Origin of the sequence: Paenibacillus dokdonensis (genome assembly GCF_004916975.1) — a bacterium.
Taxonomy (GTDB): Bacteria; Bacillota; Bacilli; order Paenibacillales; family Paenibacillaceae; genus Paenibacillus_AQ; species Paenibacillus_AQ dokdonensis.
Genome location: NZ_STGQ01000001.1, coordinates 2,856,277 through 2,872,206 on the forward strand (window position 1 = coordinate 2,856,277; position 15,930 = coordinate 2,872,206).

At 44.6% G+C, this 15,930-nt stretch carries 12 protein-coding genes and 1 pseudogene; 6 read left to right on the forward strand and 7 right to left on the reverse strand.

What is annotated here, in order from left to right; all coding sequences use genetic code 11:
* Positions 1–46 precede the first annotated feature (46 nt).
* The 4 genes from E6W40_RS13190 to E6W40_RS13205 form a co-directional block, all read right to left on the reverse strand.
* The gene (locus E6W40_RS13190; protein ID WP_136605870.1) at positions 47–1,444 is read right to left on the reverse strand and encodes an amino acid permease; all 1,398 of its coding nucleotides are present in this window, start codon (positions 1,442–1,444) and stop codon (positions 47–49) included.
* Between the two features lie 316 nt (positions 1,445–1,760).
* The gene (locus tag E6W40_RS13195; protein WP_136605871.1) at positions 1,761–2,363 is read right to left on the reverse strand and encodes a nitroreductase family protein; all 603 of its coding nucleotides are present in this window, start codon (positions 2,361–2,363) and stop codon (positions 1,761–1,763) included.
* Between the two features lie 87 nt (positions 2,364–2,450).
* Positions 2,451–3,128: an SOS response-associated peptidase gene (locus E6W40_RS13200; RefSeq protein WP_136605872.1), complete on the reverse strand. Its 678-nt coding sequence runs from the start codon at positions 3,126–3,128 to the stop codon at positions 2,451–2,453.
* A gap of 112 nt (positions 3,129–3,240) precedes the next feature.
* Positions 3,241–4,152: a tyrosine-type recombinase/integrase gene (locus tag E6W40_RS13205; protein ID WP_136605873.1), complete on the reverse strand. Its 912-nt coding sequence runs from the start codon at positions 4,150–4,152 to the stop codon at positions 3,241–3,243.
* Between the two features lie 410 nt (positions 4,153–4,562).
* Here E6W40_RS13205 and E6W40_RS13210 point away from each other — a divergent pair, with 410 nt between their 5' ends.
* The 3 genes from E6W40_RS13210 (at position 4,563) to E6W40_RS13220 (ending at position 6,491) form a co-directional block, all read left to right on the forward strand.
* Complete coding sequence (locus E6W40_RS13210) at positions 4,563–5,102, forward strand: NADPH-dependent FMN reductase (RefSeq protein ID WP_136605874.1); 540 nt, start codon at positions 4,563–4,565, stop codon at positions 5,100–5,102.
* Positions 5,103–5,217: 115 nt separating this feature from the next.
* Positions 5,218–5,838: a sporulation-specific diadenylate cyclase CdaS gene (cdaS, locus tag E6W40_RS13215; protein WP_136605875.1), complete on the forward strand. Its 621-nt coding sequence runs from the start codon at positions 5,218–5,220 to the stop codon at positions 5,836–5,838.
* Positions 5,839–5,870: 32 nt separating this feature from the next.
* Positions 5,871–6,491, forward strand: a complete 621-nt coding sequence (locus E6W40_RS13220) for a diadenylate cyclase (protein ID WP_136605876.1) — start codon at positions 5,871–5,873, stop codon at positions 6,489–6,491.
* 88 nt (positions 6,492–6,579) lie between these two features.
* Here E6W40_RS13220 and E6W40_RS13225 read toward each other — a convergent pair whose 3' ends face one another.
* On the reverse strand, positions 6,580–7,272 hold the full coding sequence (locus tag E6W40_RS13225) for a cyclic nucleotide-binding domain-containing protein (RefSeq protein ID WP_136605877.1): 693 nt from the start codon (positions 7,270–7,272) through the stop codon (positions 6,580–6,582).
* Positions 7,273–7,361: 89 nt separating this feature from the next.
* Between E6W40_RS13225 and E6W40_RS13230 the strand changes: the two genes are divergently transcribed.
* A complete protein-coding gene (locus E6W40_RS13230; protein ID WP_136605878.1) occupies positions 7,362–8,126 on the forward strand; it encodes an HAD-IIB family hydrolase in 765 nt (254 codons plus the stop codon).
* Positions 8,127–8,185: 59 nt separating this feature from the next.
* Here E6W40_RS13230 and E6W40_RS13235 read toward each other — a convergent pair whose 3' ends face one another.
* Positions 8,186–9,364 (reverse strand): copper amine oxidase N-terminal domain-containing protein, encoded by a 1,179-nt coding sequence (locus tag E6W40_RS13235; protein WP_136605879.1) that lies wholly within the window; start codon positions 9,362–9,364, stop codon positions 8,186–8,188.
* Positions 9,365–9,530: 166 nt separating this feature from the next.
* Here E6W40_RS13235 and E6W40_RS13240 point away from each other — a divergent pair, with 166 nt between their 5' ends.
* Positions 9,531–10,073, forward strand: a complete 543-nt coding sequence (locus E6W40_RS13240; protein WP_136605880.1) for a DUF1697 domain-containing protein — start codon at positions 9,531–9,533, stop codon at positions 10,071–10,073.
* Positions 10,074–10,171: 98 nt separating this feature from the next.
* On the opposite strand, the pseudogene E6W40_RS13245 reads toward E6W40_RS13240, so the two are convergent.
* A pseudogene (locus E6W40_RS13245) lies at positions 10,172–10,525 on the reverse strand (carbohydrate ABC transporter permease); the annotation flags it as partial.
* Between the two features lie 481 nt (positions 10,526–11,006).
* On the opposite strand from E6W40_RS13245, the gene E6W40_RS30290 reads away from it, so the two are divergent.
* Positions 11,007–15,917: a S8 family serine peptidase gene (locus E6W40_RS30290; RefSeq protein ID WP_168928918.1), complete on the forward strand. Its 4,911-nt coding sequence runs from the start codon at positions 11,007–11,009 to the stop codon at positions 15,915–15,917.
* Positions 15,918–15,930: the final 13 nt, after the last annotated feature.

The following is a 15,930-nucleotide window of genomic DNA, read 5'->3' on the forward strand; positions in this document are numbered from 1 at the left end:
AATGTTATTATTTTTATTTTTTGTTTACATAATTATGTTTACGTAACTATAAATCGGCTTTTTCTGAACCATTGTTGAGTACACTATGCTTTTTACCGTACAAGAAGTATATCAGCAGCCCCACGATCATCCAAATTACAAATCCGATCCAGGTAATCGCCTGTAAATTAATCATTAAATAGATACATGCTGCTGCACTTAGCAGTGGCAAATAAGGCACCCATGGTACTTTGAATCCACTTTTATTCCCTGTATTGTTTCTTCGCAGTGCAATAATTCCCAAAGAAACTACAGCAAAAGCAAACAACGTTCCGATACTCGTCAGGTTTGCCAGTTTGTTCAGAGGCACAAAGCCGGTAAGTATTGCGATGAGCGTACCCGTCACCCAGGTGCTTTGCGTTGGTGTTTGGGCTTTACCGCTGACATTGGATAATTTGCTTGTAAGCAAGCCATCCCGGGAAATCGCAAAGAGCAATCGGGTCATCCCGAACAGCATGACCAGCAAAACGGTGGTCATCCCGGCAATTGCACCTACGGATGTGAGTCCGGCTAACATATTCTGGTTCACGAATCGCAACGCAAAAGCTACCGGATCCCCCACATTCAGCGAAGAATAAGGCACGATTCCCGTCAGTACCAAAGACACCGTAATGTACAGCAGCGTACAAATTGCCAGTGAGGCAATGATGCCAATCGGCAGATCACGCTGTGGTTTCTTCACCTCTTCTGCAGCTGTCGCAACGGCATCAAAACCGATATATGCGAAAAATACCGTTGCTGCCCCGTTAATCACTCCTCCGACCCCAAAAGGAAGGAATGGCGACCAGTTGACCGGCTTCACATAGAATGCGCCTACGCCAATAAACAGCAGTACGACGAGCAGCTTAACAATGACCATGATGCCGTTAAATCTTGCCGTTTCTGTAATGCCTCTGTTCAGTAAATATGTAATTACGAAAATAATGATCACCGCTGGCAAATCAATGATTGAACCTTTGGATGCATCATAAGCCCCCGAGATCGCAGCGGGCAAATGAAGTCCGAATCCGTCCAGCAGACCTGTAAAATAAGATGACCAACCACTCGCCACAGCCGCTGCAGCTACACCGTATTCCAGTATCAGATCCCATCCGAGTATCCATGCAATAATTTCACCGAATGCTACATAGCTGTACGCGTAAGCACTCCCCGAAACCGGGACACTGGATGCAAATTCCGAATAACAGAGTGCCGATAAAACACAAGTAAGCGCCGCAATGGCAAATGAAATAATAAGACCCGGTCCGGCGTGCACCGCAGCGGCTACTCCAGTCAGGACAAAAATACCCGTACCGATAATGGCTCCTACCCCAAGCGCCGTCAAATCCAGTGCACTTAATGTTCTATTGAGCTTTCCAGCCGATTCATCCAAGCTTCCAACCGTTTTTTTTCGAAAAATATCCATGATGTTCTCTCCTCGCCGTAGTCCTTTTCGCTTTAAACGGTTAAAGCTTATTTTTTTATGGGATTTAATTATGAACTGGAAAGGTATTTTCTGTCAATCTATAGCACAATGGTAATTATATACATATTGGAAAGCTCCATGATTAGGCTTTATTATCCTTTACGATTGTGTGGTTATGATATGTATTTTTCTCATCTTCACAGATCCTGCTTTGGCGTCCTTTTTTATCGTATCAGCTAAAAGAGCACCTAATTTCCACATCTGATGTGGGCTTTAGGCGCTGCGCAGGTCGTTTTTTGAAAATAACTTTGTACCTTTATTTTATCACTTTTACACGTTCTTCAATCGGCATGAACTCTTTCTCACCTGCAGGAGCCGTTGGTTTGCCAAAAGGCATTTGAGCGATCAGTTTCCATGAAGCCGGAAGCTTCCATTCCTTCTGTACCTGTTCATCAATGAGCGGATTGTAATGCTGCAGAGATGCCCCGAGACCTTCCTGTTCAAGCAAAGTCCATACGATAAGCTGAATCATACCCGAAGTTTGGTTGGCCCAGACCGGAAAGTTGTCTTTGTAGAGCGCAAACTGATCCTGAAGATTCTTAACGATATCCATATCCTCAAAAAACAGAACCGTACCGTAACCACTTTTGAAGGATTCGATTTTTTGATCGGTATTCTTAAACGCTTCCTCGTTATTCATGACTTTACGGAGCGTTTCCTTCGTCATATCCCACAATTTGTCGTGGTTAGCTCCAAGAAGCAGAACGACGCGAGATGTTTGCGAGTTAAACGAAGACGGAACATATTTCACGGTTTCTTCGATAATTTGCTGTATCCGTTCATCAGTGCTTACATTTTCTTTGCTGATACCATAAATGGAGCGTCTCTTCTTCAAGGCTTCGATCACTGGACTGGACATTTGTATATAACCTCCGTCTGCTTTTTGTGCATGTTGAAATGAATGACGGAGATTAGTTTTCCCTCACCAGAATGAAATATGCCTCTATTACTGCTTCACCCAAGCCGTACGCAGATCCATTTCCCGGATGCATTCGGAATTATCATGATCATCATTACCGATGAGCGGTGTTACAGGATACGCCTCCATCTCATCTTCCGAATAGGTCTGCAAGAGTGAGCTTAACGAGTGAAATGCCGTATTTTCTTCATTAAGCCAGTCCTTTATCGCTTCCTCCGGCAAAATGGCCGGCATGCGGTTTTCCTCAAAATTACCAATCAGGCGATTGGCGTCTGTCATGACCAGCGTACAGGTCCGCAGCGGATCTCCCTTATAGTCTTTCCATATCTCATACAGCCCTGCGACACCGAACATCCCACGGTTTTTCAGGACTACACGTACAGGATGCATTTTCTTGCCTTCCTTTTTCCAATAGTAAAAACCATTGCATGGAATGACGCATCGCTGTTTCTCAATCATTTTGCGGTATGTGGGATTCTCCTTCACCGTACGAAGATCTGCGTTCACCGCATCCTTTCCCCAGTAAGGAATAAAGCCCCAGCGGAATTCATCCAGAACACGTTCTCCATGATGCTGAAGCAGGACAGGAGCAGACTGGGTTGGGCTGATATTATAGCGGTTCTGATAATAGTACATTACACGGTCAACTTGAAAATGCTCCAGCACGACCGGCAGATCGGCCGCCATTGAATAACGCTGGCACATGCAGCATCACCCTCCTCTATTGTGACTTTAGTGTCCGCTAAAGGAGGAAAAATATGCATGATGTGGTTATTACTCCATTTCCTCGTTAAGAAAATCCAGCATATAGGGATAATTAAAACGGAAGAACAACCTCAAGCCGCGATATGGCCTCTTCCTTTTCTCTGCTGGTGACATGGGTGTATACCGTTGTCGTCTGAATGGATGAATGCCCGAGAAGCTCCTGCACCGTTCTTAGATCCGCTCCCTTGCGGAGAAGCATGGTGGCGAATGAATGCCGAAGCTTATGGCTGGAATAGGGAACGCGCTGACGTTCCGGCACATCGGATTGGTACCTGTCAAACGTATCTGCGGCAATTTGCTGGATGTTGCGTATCGAGATCCGCTGCCCTTTTTGTGAAATAAAAAGCGCATCCTCCTTCTTCCGCCAAGGCGTGATCCGCTCAAGGATGGCCCGGTCCAGCATCACTCCGACCGCTTCAGGCACCGGAAGTGTTCGCCACTTCCTGCCTTTGCCGAATACATCAAGTGTATGCCGCTCTCTATTATAATCGGTCAAGTTCAACGTATGTACTTCTCCAACGCGAAGCCCCATATAAGCCATCAGTAAAAATACAGCAACATTCCGGGAACGATACTTGCCTTCCACACTTTCCAGAAACCGTGGCAGCTGCTGCTCATCAAGATACACAGGTGTTCGATTCTTGTCCGTTTTGGATTTTTTGATCCCCGCTGCCGGATTGGCATCCGCCATTTCGAGCTCTATTAGCGCTTTGAAAAAACTATTCACCGCCGCATGCTTCCGGTTTCGTGTGGTATCGCTGACCCCTTGCTCACGCACAGAGGAAAGATAGGACATCACATGGATTTTTTTGAGCTGCTCCAGTTTCTTATCTCCAATCGAATCGAGAAACTGGGAAACATCGCCGAGGTAAGACTTTTGAGTATGCTGCGTGTATCCCGCATCCTTCATCCAAATTAGAAAAGCTTCTTTATATTCGTCATAGCTGTCATCCTTATCACTCATCCGGCAGTCCCTCTCAAATACAAAAAATGTACCTCATGGATAGAAAGAAATGCTAAATAACATTTTCTGCAAAATCATTAATATATTAGGATAAATAACCTATCTACAGGGCTGTATAACTCGACATGAAGCATCAAAATAATCGTTTTAAACGAAAACTGCGTATAATTTATGTTATGCGCAGTTTTTTGAGACATTTTTATTGTAGCATAATCGCCCATCTCTTGGAAAAAAAGATGCTCCTGATTGCTCCTTCCCTTGCTTCAGTCGTTACGAAATAAGAGATTCATCACTTATAAGAAAATTCTATAACAAACTTTTCGTAAGTTGATTGACAAAGCATACTAACTGTTATTATTATAATTACAGCAACCTACTTAATCATGAGATTCGTCGAGGAGGAAATAACGATGTCCAAATTAAATATCGGCATTATCCTGGGTAGCACCCGTCAAGGTCGCTTGAGCCCACAAGTCGGTGAATGGGTGAAACAAATCGCCGATCAGCGCGGAGACGCGAATTATGAAATCGTAGACATCGCCGATTATAAACTCCCGCTATTGGGAGAATCCGATGCTACAGAACAGGCGACAGCTTGGAATACCAGACTTGCTGGTTTGGACGGTTTCGTATTCATCGTGCAAGAGTACAACCACAGCATCACCGCTTCCCTCAAAAACGCACTGGATTACGCGCGTGACGCCTGGAACAATAAAGCTGCCGGGATCGTAAGCTATGGTTCGGTCGGTGGTGCACGTGCCGCAGAACATCTTCGCGGCATTTTGGGAGAATTGTCCGTTGCGGACGTCCGCGTTCATCCAGCGTTATCGTTGTTCACTGATTTTGAGAACGGAACGGTTTTCAAGCCGGCGGATCTTCATCTCGTCAATATTAATGGAATGCTTGACCAAGTACTCGCTTGGAGCGGTGCTTTGAAAGTCCTTCGCTAAGATCTGAATAAGAGCTGCCTTGATCGTCATCTACATGACTTTCGGGCAGCTCTTTTTTCATCCGATAATTACATTCATTCGTGGGAATAACTATAAGAGATAAGGAGGGCATCAGATGGAATCGGAAGAGCAGTGCAGAGATTTAACTCCGCAAATGCATGAAATCAAAACGCGACTCGTAAGCATATCCAAGGACATCCATACTTTAATCGCCTCCTTGGATCAAGAGGACATCGATATTTTAAAGGATCTTAAAGCACTTTCGAAAAAAGTGACGGATATGGCCAACATGGCGTCTTCATATCATTTAAACCGCCTACTGGCTCCTTATACCCATAAATGCAATATCATTTTCAATGCTGTACGACAATTAAGCTCCAAACGCAAAGGAGCACTGATCGTCATCCAAAGACAAGATCCGATTGAAGATCTGATTACGAAAGGTATCCCCCTTTCCGCAGAAATTTCAAGCTTGCTGTTAGATTCCATTTTTCATGTGGGCACCCCGCTCCATGATGGAGCCGTTTTGATTCAGAATGATATCATTTTCTCAGCAGCGAATATCCTTCCGCTCACCCGCAAAACCTATAAACATGTAAAATTAGGAACCCGCCATCGTGCGGCCATTGGTTTGTCGGAGAAATCGGATGCATTAATTTTTGTCGTATCCGAAGAGACAGGCAAAGAATCCTTTGCCTATCACGGATCCATTTATACTTTTCAAGTTCCCACATAAAACTACCATGTTTTTAGGAGTGATATTCACGAATGGACAGAAATTACTGTACCGGAGATTATCCATTGTTACGAAACGACCTGACGGACAAGCTTACACATATTGAAGCAATCCTGGAACAGGATATCGCTACACTCGAACAGAATGATATTCAAATTTTGAATGATATCGAGGAGATCACCAAGGGATTGTCTGAATTGGAATCCATCACATCCACTTATTTTTTGAACTGCCTTCTTACCGAGTATACGGATTATAGTAAAGAGATCTCCCGTTCGATCCATAAAATGAGTTTGAATTGTCAAAAAGCGCTGATCGTGCTTGAAAAAAACGATCCTGTGGCTCCTCTTGTCAAAGACGGAACGCCTATCAACGCCAAGATTTCAAGCCAGTTGATCGAGTCCATTTTCCATCCGGAAAGCCAATTATCACATGGAGCGGTGCTCATTCAATCGGATATGGTGGTATCCGCATCGAATGTGCTGCCGGTATCAAGTCAAATCTTTTGGGATCGCTTCTTCGATATTCGCGAGCTTTCTGCCCTTGGACTATCGGAAATATGCGATGCGTTGATTTTACTCATTTCCAAAGACAAATCGACATTGTTTTGTTTGAATGGAAATATGTTTCCTTTTTCAACGAGTTCCCCTTAAAAGCGATACCACTCTGCTCCCCTCTTCATCAAACATGTGCAGCAAAGACACCTCCTGTGACCGCCCGATTATTTTACTGGCAGTCGATTTATTCATAGCGAAGACCCTGCGAAATTTCAGCCAGACGATTCTGATCAACCACTTGAATTATATCCCCTTCCCTGCGAACCACGCCCTGCTCGGATAATTTAATAATGACCCGGTTCAAATGCCTGGAGGTCGTGCCGATCAAATCCGCTATCTCATGGGTGTTTGTTGTCCGGATTTCTTTGCCGAATTCATTCTCCTCCTGCAGCGTAGTCAGCAGATAGCTAGCAAAACGGTTTTCGACCGAGGCTAATAAATTCACGCGTGAAGCCGTTGTGCAGGTCTGAAGTTTATAGGTGACATGCGTGAGCAAGGACATCAAAAACTTCGGATCGCCAATAAGATGCTCATATATGTACGTAAAAGAAACCGCGATGCAATAGGTCCGCTCGATGGCTTCAACCTGCGACTGTACAGCTACTTTTTGAATTAGCTCAATGTCACCCATAATCGCAAAAGGCTCACAAAAGCGCAGCAGCAGCGCCTTTCCCGTCTGCACGCTGGATGAAATTTTCACCTTACCCTCCACAAGGAACAAGATGGCATCCATCTGCTCTCCTTCTTCGAGTACAAGCTCTTCTTCCTCATAACTACGGAGCTCAAAAGGAATGCTCTCCTTACAAGTAAATAGATTCGGGATATCGAATTGCTGCAATTTAGAATGTAAAAGATCTGTATCGTGAATGATTTTCATGGAAGAACTATCCTTTCAGGACATCGGTCCTTTTCTTTGTTCTGAAGGCCGCTTATGATGATATCAAAAAAACAGCAAGGATGTGTACAATGAAGTTCGTGTTTGATTTGGACGGAACGATTTGTTTTCAAGGAAAACCATTAAGCAAAGTCATTATTGATGCACTGGACGAGCTGGCGTGCCATGGTCATGAGATAATTTTTGCTTCTGCCCGCCCGATTCGTGACCTGCTCCCTGTCCTTCCACCGCATATGCAGGCTTATCCGATGGTTGGTGGAAACGGCGCATTCGTCGCTAAAGATAACCATATCATTTCAACCGTTCATTTTGAAGAAGATGTAAAAAACCATATTCTCTCGATGATTCAACTTCATAACCTGAAATACTTAATTGACAGCGAATGGGACTATGCCTTTACTGGAAATGAGGACCATCCCATCAGACGCAATGTCGATCCGGAAAAGCGGGCAAAACAGATTCCTTTGGCTTCGATGGGTATCATCATGAAGATGGTTTTGCTGGAAATACCCGACCCTGGACTAATCATGAGCCAGCTATCGGCATTGCCGGTGGTTGTGCATGTGCATGGGAATGAAGGGATTCTGGATATCAGTCCTCCTGGGATTGATAAATGGAGCGGACTTATGAAGTTGGGGGTCGAAGACCAATCCTATGTCGCTTTCGGCAATGATGCGAACGATATTACCATGTTTCAGCATGCCCATACTTCGGTCATGATCGGCTGCCATAAGGAGCTGGGAAGCTATGCATCCGAGCAAGTATCCGCCGATGAAGCGTTAATTGCACAAAGATTGCTGTCTTTTTGCAGGCTACATGAATGTTTGACGACATAGGTGGTCAATGACGCAAAAAAAGAACGTACCGCATAAAAGCGGTATGTTCTTTTTTCTACCTATGGTTTCATGGTGTAGTGCAGTATCCGATTCTTTCCTGTTAAAGGACTATCATATGAAAAAGTTAAGATTCCATTCTCTGAAGCTTCATAAAACCTCAATTCATCCCCGTAATAAGGAATATCATTTTTCTCGGAATACTCCTGCTCTTCCGGTGTGAGGAACTCTTTATACAGCAAGGTTCGAGAGTTATCCTTCAAATTTATGAGCGTTAACAATCCGGTGTCATTGGGACGAATGATCAGAAATTTTTCGCTGACGGCTGCAACGGAATATTCTTCATCCTTGCCGCCGAGTGCCGGCAGATCATAGGTTTTGACTACAGTACCTTCATTGTCCAATACCGTTAGCGTCTTCCCGTCCAGCAGCAGCGGATGATTATCATAAGATACAATACTCCGTTCAAAACGCTTAAAGTAATAGGCTTTGGTCTGCTTCAGGATTTTATTATTTTTAACATAGGCCGTGTAGACATTATTATGGATATGAGGTTCGCCATAGTTGTCAATGACGGTTAACATCATCCCCCCACCTGCTAAAAGCTGCGCATCGATGGTCACATGCTCCTCAAGATCAAAGTCCAGTTTCCCTATGGATACTGGCTTGGTATTAAATGGGTGTGCTACGAGAACCTCACCGCTTTTCCGGTTTAACCATACAGCCGTATTTACTCCGAGCCCTTTGGTGTATGATGAGGAATTTGTGACTGCTACCGTGCGTTTAGCTGCATTCCACTGCACATTAATACCGAGCGATTCCGATACAAACCGCAACGGTAGATAGGCTCGCCCATCGATGATGCGGCCAGGAGTGCTGAGCGTGACTTTCTTACCGTTAATCATGGCTTCTTTACCACCAAAAGGCATATGGATCAGCACCTCGGGATAGGTAATGGAAATATCTTTGGTTGTGATATCCCAAAACACCTGGATACCGAGCATCTCTCCCAGATCACGGAGCGGTACATACACCGTCCCTTTATCCAATAGTGGTGTATTCTCAAAAATATAGCTTCCGCCATTTAAGGTTACTTGGATTGGCCCGCTGTTCTGGCGTAACGCAGAAGAAGATGCTGCTGATGCTGCTGGATTCGCATTTGTTAACACAGAACCTGCAGACATAACCGCAGTCAAGCTTAAGATGGTCATCACCGTCACGGCTTTAGATTTAATGAGCATGCATCATTTTCCTCCTGTCAGTCTCCTAGAATATGAAAATTCTACTAATGAATTAGACGGACCATACGATCATAAGGTTGCGTTGATACCAATTGCGATGCTCTTCATGATGCGATATATTGGACATACCTGCATTCCATTTTCTGATTGGAGATGAAACCGAAAAATGACTGTGTACGCTGCCCTGCTCCGCGGCATTAATGTCGGGGGACATAACAAGATTAAGATGTCTGAACTAAGGGACGTTTTGGAAACGGCCGGATGCAAGCAAGTGCAAACCTACATACAAAGCGGAAATGTCGTGCTAACCTCTGAGCTTGATGCCTCTTCCCTCCAACATTTAATAGAAGAAGAGATCCGCAATACTTTTGGATTCAGCATTTCGGTCGTCATCCGCAGTTCTGCGGATTTCGAAGCCATTATGCGTCAGTGCCCCTATAAGGAAGAGACTCTCTTGGAAGGCGAATCTATCCATGTTTCGATGCTCTCCTTTGTTCCGCATGAGGATGGTCTCAACCGGCTGGCAGCTGCGGAAAGGGGTAATGATGAATATACAATTATCGGATCCGATGTTCATCTGCTCTTCCGCAAAAGCATTCGTGACTCCAAGCTGGCCGTGCATCTGGCCAAACTGGGGACACCCGGAACGGTGCGTAACTGGAATACGATGAAGAAACTATCCGATATGATCGCCAAGCAGGAGCGATAAGAAGCTTGCAGCACAAAAAAAGACGAGCCGTTTTCTTCACCAGGCCCGTCTTTTTTGTCTTTTTTTGTTTTGTCGTTTTTTTCCGGATTGCAAATTCTTTACCCCTTCATCCCGCCCTGCATGCTGAAGCCTTTGGACATAAACCGCTGCGACAGGATATAGAGCACAATGGAAGGCAATGCATACAACACGGAGAACGCTGCCAGTCTGCCGTAATCCACCATGCCGTATTGACCGAAGAACTGGTAGAGTTTCAGAGACACCGGGAACTTTTCAGGCGTTTGCAGCAATATGTAAGGTACGAAGAAATTTCCCCAATTGCCGGAAAAGGTAAAGATGGCCACCGTACAAATCCCTGGTACCATCAGAGGTGCAATGATTTTGCGGATTCCCGCAAATACCGAGGCACCATCTACCCACGCTGCTTCTTCCAAGTCTCCTGGAACGGAATCCCGTTTCCTCATCTAATCTTTATTTCGCTTGGATCACAAATATTCAAAAAGGCTTTTAAACTTGAAAGAATCAAAATAACAGCTGGTATTTTTGCTAAATCCTTACATTATTAGATTTATTTGATTTTTCACCTCTTAACTTATGTGGAATAAAGAAGTTTTTTATTTTTCTACCAGTTTTAAACTTAAGTCTGCAAACCTATTTTGTCGTATGGAAAGAACCACGAATATGGGAATGAAATATGTCCTGTTTCACAATTTATACTCGAAATTCTTGTTTAAGGGATTTTCGACACACTCAAATGACAGCATATGTCTTGCTATGGCCCATAAAGCCTTATTTCTTAAGTCTCATACCAGAATAATGTAAAAACTGTAAACTATATTTATATTTTACTAGTGTTCAATTAAATCCATGTAAAAAGGAGGATCGTTGTCCATCCGTATTTATGATTCCAGTCTCTTTAAAGGAGGATATGATTTGAGAAAAGGTCCATCTAAAATCCGCACTTATTCCACATTGCTGTTAAGCACCATACTTGCTGTAGGTATTACATATCCGAACGCGACTGCTGCTTCTGCTTCTGCTTCTGCTTCTGCTTTCAAGCTTCCGCCCAATACGAAAATCCAGCTAGATTCACTGCTTAAACAAGGCAGCTTGAAAAAGGAATTATCAAACCAGCGGGCAACAGCTCAGTTAAAGGGTCTTACAGCTGCAGAAGAGCCTCAAAATTATGTGGATACATCGAATAGCAGCGATCCGATTACGGTCATCGTTCAGCTGCAGAATGAGCCCATCAAAGTATATGAAGCAAATCCTTCTTCCCGCGCCCGATCATCCATTGGCAGCTACAGCAGTATTTTGAATCAAGAGCATACTGCGTTTAAATCAGCAGCGTTATCCAAAACAGGTGCCCAGTTTAAACGGGAATACTCCAAAGTTTTTAATGGCTATTCGGTTACTCTACCAGCCAATCAAGTGGATAAGCTGCTTGCGCTGCCTGGCGTCAAAGCGGTATTTCCTAACGAGGAAGTTCACGCACTGCCCATAGCAGATGGTCATGATTTCTATCCGAATATGGACGAAAGTGCTCCGCTCATCGGAGCGAATGATTTGTGGGATTCGGGTTTTGATGGTAAAGGGATTAAGGTCGGGGTTATTGATACAGGTATCGATTACGATCATCCCAGCCTGCGTGATGCTTATAAAGGCGGATATGATTTCGTGGATAATGATAATGATCCGATGGAAACATTACCTGATTCCAGCAAACCGGATAAAAACGGAAGCTCCTATAATACATTGCACGGGACACATGTTTCGGGAACTGTCGCCGGTCGTGGAGATCCGAAGGATCCCGCTTCCAAAACAGGTTGGGTCCGCGGTGTGGCACCCGCTTCCGATCTCTATGTATACCGTGTACTGGGCCCTTACGGCAGCGGGAGCACCGAAAATGTCATTGCAGGGATTGAAAAAGCGGTGGCGGATGGCATGGATGTCATCAACCTCTCGCTTGGTTCCAAAATGAACAATTCCTATACGCCCGATGCCATTGCAGCGGATAACGCGGCATTAGCTGGCGTAACTGTCGTTTTGTCCAACGGGAATGAAGGTCCCGGAGAAGAAACCGTAGGCAGCCCGGCTGCCGCTCAGCTGGCCATTTCGGTTGGAGCCTCCACTCCTCCGCTGCAAACGCCTATTTTCAAATCAACCAAGTTAGGCACTATTTATGCCCAGCTCGCTGCCACTTCTTCCAAACTGGATAATGTCGACGAAGATCTTGAGCTCGTATACGCTAACCTGGGTGACGTGAACGATTATGCTGGTTTAGATGTCAAAGGGAAAACGGTTTTGGTATCCCGCGGGACGATCACCTTTGCTGCGAAGGCTGAAAATGCTGCGGCAAATGGTGCTAAAGCCATCATTATCTTCAACAATATACCTGGGGAAATTGGTGGTGCCACCATTGAGGGTGCTAAAGAATCCGTGCCAACCTACACGATCACCCAGGATAGCGGCCTGCAGCTTCAAAAAGAAGTAGCAGCGGGAAATAATCATGTGACCTTTAATTATCAAAAGGAACAGGATTTGCTCGCCGATCTAAGCTCAAGAGGCCCGGCCCTTCCTAATTACAACATTAAACCGGATATTTCAGCTCCAGGCGTAGGGATCAGATCTTCCATCCCGGCATTTGGTGGAGATTATACGAATGCTTACGAGGAGCTGCAGGGAACCAGTATGGCCGCACCGCATGTGGCCGGTTCAGCCGCTCTCCTGCTGGAGAAAACACGCCAAGAAGGATTGACTCTAAAACCGGAGCAAATCAAAGCTTTGATAACCAATAATGCTTTACTGATCAAAGACCGTCAAGGTAGACAATATGGAGTAAATGAACAAGGCGCCGGCCGGGTAGATTTGAAAAACTCCGCCGAAGCACAGGCGATTGTCAAGGTAGAAGAGAATTTACCAATCCAGCTTCAGGATGCGAGTCATCTTACCTCTTACTCTGGCAGCTTATCTTTCGGTCAACTGGGTGCAGGTACAACCACAACCAGACAGTTAACTATTGATAATATCGCACACGCCGCTCAGCATTATGGAGTATACGTCGATTGGAGCAGCAGCAACGGATTATCGCTTGTTCCGGATCTTTGCGATATCAATGTCAATGCAGACCAAGGTTCTGCTAATCTATCGGTTACACTCACCATTCCAGAAGGAACAGCACAAGGTATGTATGATGGACAACTCATATTCACCCAAATGAAAACAGGTCACAAGCTGCATGTTCCGTTTAGTGTATATGTGGGTGATAAATATAATCAGGATGAAATTACGAACCTGGAGTTTGACCCGGTCTACCTCTCAACTGCAGAAGGTGGCCATGGTACAAAAGTATATTATTCAGTCAATAAAAAGCTTGAGGATTATGTATTCGGTGTCTACGGTGTGGATGATGATGATAATCTGTTACCTGTCGGTTATATCCACAATGAGGACTTCAAAAAATCGCTTGATCCATTCTATTATTCATTTGACTGGGATGGAACCGTAAATTCTTTTGACGACTCCCAAGATGAAAAAATCAAATTGGATCCGGAAGGGATTTATGCCATGATCCCATTCGTATTTATTCCGGGTGAGGAAGACAGTACTCCTTTGATCGATTCACTTAAAGTCTTCATGGTGGATAATACGGCACCTGAAGCTACATTGCCTGATGAAATTACTGTAAATCCTGAAAAACCGAATGTTGGAATCCTCAAAGGCACAATCGAAAATGATATGCTTTTGGATTTGTACGATGGTACAAACCTTGAGGATCTTATCCACGTCAAAGCAAAAGCTGGTTTGGATACAGATACAGAGCTTAAAGATTTCACTGGGACCATCGATGCAGAAGGTAATTTCAATGTAGAAGTTGATTTGAAAAGAGGGTTGAACAAAATCCAGCTATTCGTATATGATGACGCAGGCAATGGTTTGTCTGTCCCTGCGAAGACCTACGAATACAATACGGAGAAAGCACCTGTTGATCATTCAACTGAAGTAGGGCTTAAGGCAGATTCATCCAACTCGGCTGTTTCCGAACCAATTAACATTAGCGTGGATTTCAAAGGCTCAGATGCCATTCAGTCCATGAGTGTTGATGTGGCTTATGATGCCAAGCTCTCCCTGAAAAATACCCTTGCTGGTATAAAAGGAGAAGAAATTAAGTCTGTCGATGCAGCAGTTCTAGATCCGTCTGAGTCTGACCAAACGGTTGTCCATTATGGACTGACATTTAAGCAACCGGTTGCGGAAGGCACTCTGGTTAAATTGTCTTTTATTGTAAATGAAGCAAACGAATACTCATTTAATGTTAAAAATATAAGTCTGTTGGATGCACAGGATAAAGTAATTGCTTCAAAAGTAGCCGATGCAATAGTCGTTAACGTAACCGAAGATGGAGATGGTTCTCCCATTCCCCCAACGGAGTCTGAACCAACACCAGCACCACCGTCCAATGAACCAGCGGACCCACCTGCGAATTCTGGGCAGGAACCTGTTTCATCACCCGAAAAGAGTCAAGATCCGGAACCAGGGTCTGATCCATCTCCTAGTGGTGACCAAGTATCCGATTCATACCATGTAACAAAAGCAAAGCTAGCTGCAAATTCCAGTAATCAGCTGGCTACAGAAGTATCATTCTCAGCACCGCTTAGTCCTTGTACAAATCCAAATCCTGATCCAGGCCCAGATCCAGGCCCGAATCCTGGTAATGGCAACGGCAGTGGCTCATGGTCAGGATCAGGATCTAATTCTACACCAAGTACGCCTTCTACACCTTCTGGCAAAAAGCTGACAGCCGGAACATTAACTGAGAAAGGTACAGGCGATCAGCAGTCCGCTGTACTAAACGTAGATTCTTCTTACTTGACCGGACAACTGAACGGCACAGATGCAAAAAATATTACGCTGGATATTAACGATGTAGCCATTGAGTCGTATCATCCATTGAACATTCAGCTCAGCAGCTCTCTAGCAGACCAGCTGCTGAAGGCCAATAAACCTCTTGTCATTAAAGGGATAGGTTTTGAAATATCTATTCCTGCTAATGACATGAAGAGTTTTGCTACGAAAGATGGACTTATTATTGGAATCAGCTTTGGTAACACACCTACAGGTTCGCCGCAAGCACCAACCGGCGGAACTGTAAATTTCGTTTCAAACATGCTGACTATTATTGAACCACCAGCAGCGTTAACATCACCGATGACTATAACGCTGGCTATTGATTCAGCTAAAGTGAAAAACCGTAGTAAAGTTGGAGTTTTTAATCAGGGCAGCGGAGAAACATGGACTTATCTTTCTGCCGGAAACAACAGTCCTAACTCCATTTCGTTCCAAGCTTCCAAGCTGGGCGCATTCAGCGCTGCCGAAGTCTCCAAGACATTTATAGACATCGCTAATCACTGGGCCAAAAATGAAATTGAAGTCATCGCAGCCCACTACCTGGCAAACGGAAAAGATTCAACTGAAACGTTCAAACCAAGTGATCAAGTCACACAAGCAGAGTTCCTGTCACTTCTTGATCGTCTTCTCGGCTCAGGCAAGACCTGGAGCGAACGTGCAGCAGAAGCGGGTTCAAACCATCAGCTGACACGTGAAGAGTTAGCCATTCTGCTTACAAATGCATTGGGCGCTAATGTGACCGGCACAACAACTGACCTTTCATTTAAAGACCAGAACAACATCCAGGAAGCTGCAAAGGGAGCTGTATTGTACGCTGTGCAAAAGGGCTATCTGAAAGGGAACCCGGATCAATCTTTCAATCCAAAGGGTAAATTAACCCGGGCAGAAGCCGGTGTAATCCTGTATCGTTTGCTCCAAGATCTCCAATCTAAATAAATCCGTTATAACG

Excerpts from the sequence above, each read along its gene's own strand:
- E6W40_RS13225 (WP_136605877.1), bottom strand. The coding sequence starts at position 7,272 with ATGAAAATCATTCACGATACAGATCTTTTACATTCTAAATTGCAGCAA.
- E6W40_RS13195 (WP_136605871.1), bottom strand. The coding sequence starts at position 2,363 with ATGTCCAGTCCAGTGATCGAAGCCTTGAAGAAGAGACGCTCCATTTAT.
- E6W40_RS13240 (WP_136605880.1), top strand. The coding sequence starts at position 9,531 with ATGACTGTGTACGCTGCCCTGCTCCGCGGCATTAATGTCGGGGGACAT.
- E6W40_RS13230 (WP_136605878.1), top strand. The coding sequence starts at position 7,362 with ATGAAGTTCGTGTTTGATTTGGACGGAACGATTTGTTTTCAAGGAAAA.
- E6W40_RS13190 (WP_136605870.1), bottom strand. The coding sequence starts at position 1,444 with ATGGATATTTTTCGAAAAAAAACGGTTGGAAGCTTGGATGAATCGGCT.
- E6W40_RS13220 (WP_136605876.1), top strand. The coding sequence starts at position 5,871 with ATGGACAGAAATTACTGTACCGGAGATTATCCATTGTTACGAAACGAC.
- E6W40_RS13200 (WP_136605872.1), bottom strand. The coding sequence starts at position 3,128 with ATGTGCCAGCGTTATTCAATGGCGGCCGATCTGCCGGTCGTGCTGGAG.
- E6W40_RS13235 (WP_136605879.1), bottom strand. The coding sequence starts at position 9,364 with ATGCTCATTAAATCTAAAGCCGTGACGGTGATGACCATCTTAAGCTTG.
- E6W40_RS13210 (WP_136605874.1), top strand. The coding sequence starts at position 4,563 with ATGTCCAAATTAAATATCGGCATTATCCTGGGTAGCACCCGTCAAGGT.
- cdaS (WP_136605875.1), top strand. The coding sequence starts at position 5,218 with ATGGAATCGGAAGAGCAGTGCAGAGATTTAACTCCGCAAATGCATGAA.
- E6W40_RS13205 (WP_136605873.1), bottom strand. The coding sequence starts at position 4,152 with ATGAGTGATAAGGATGACAGCTATGACGAATATAAAGAAGCTTTTCTA.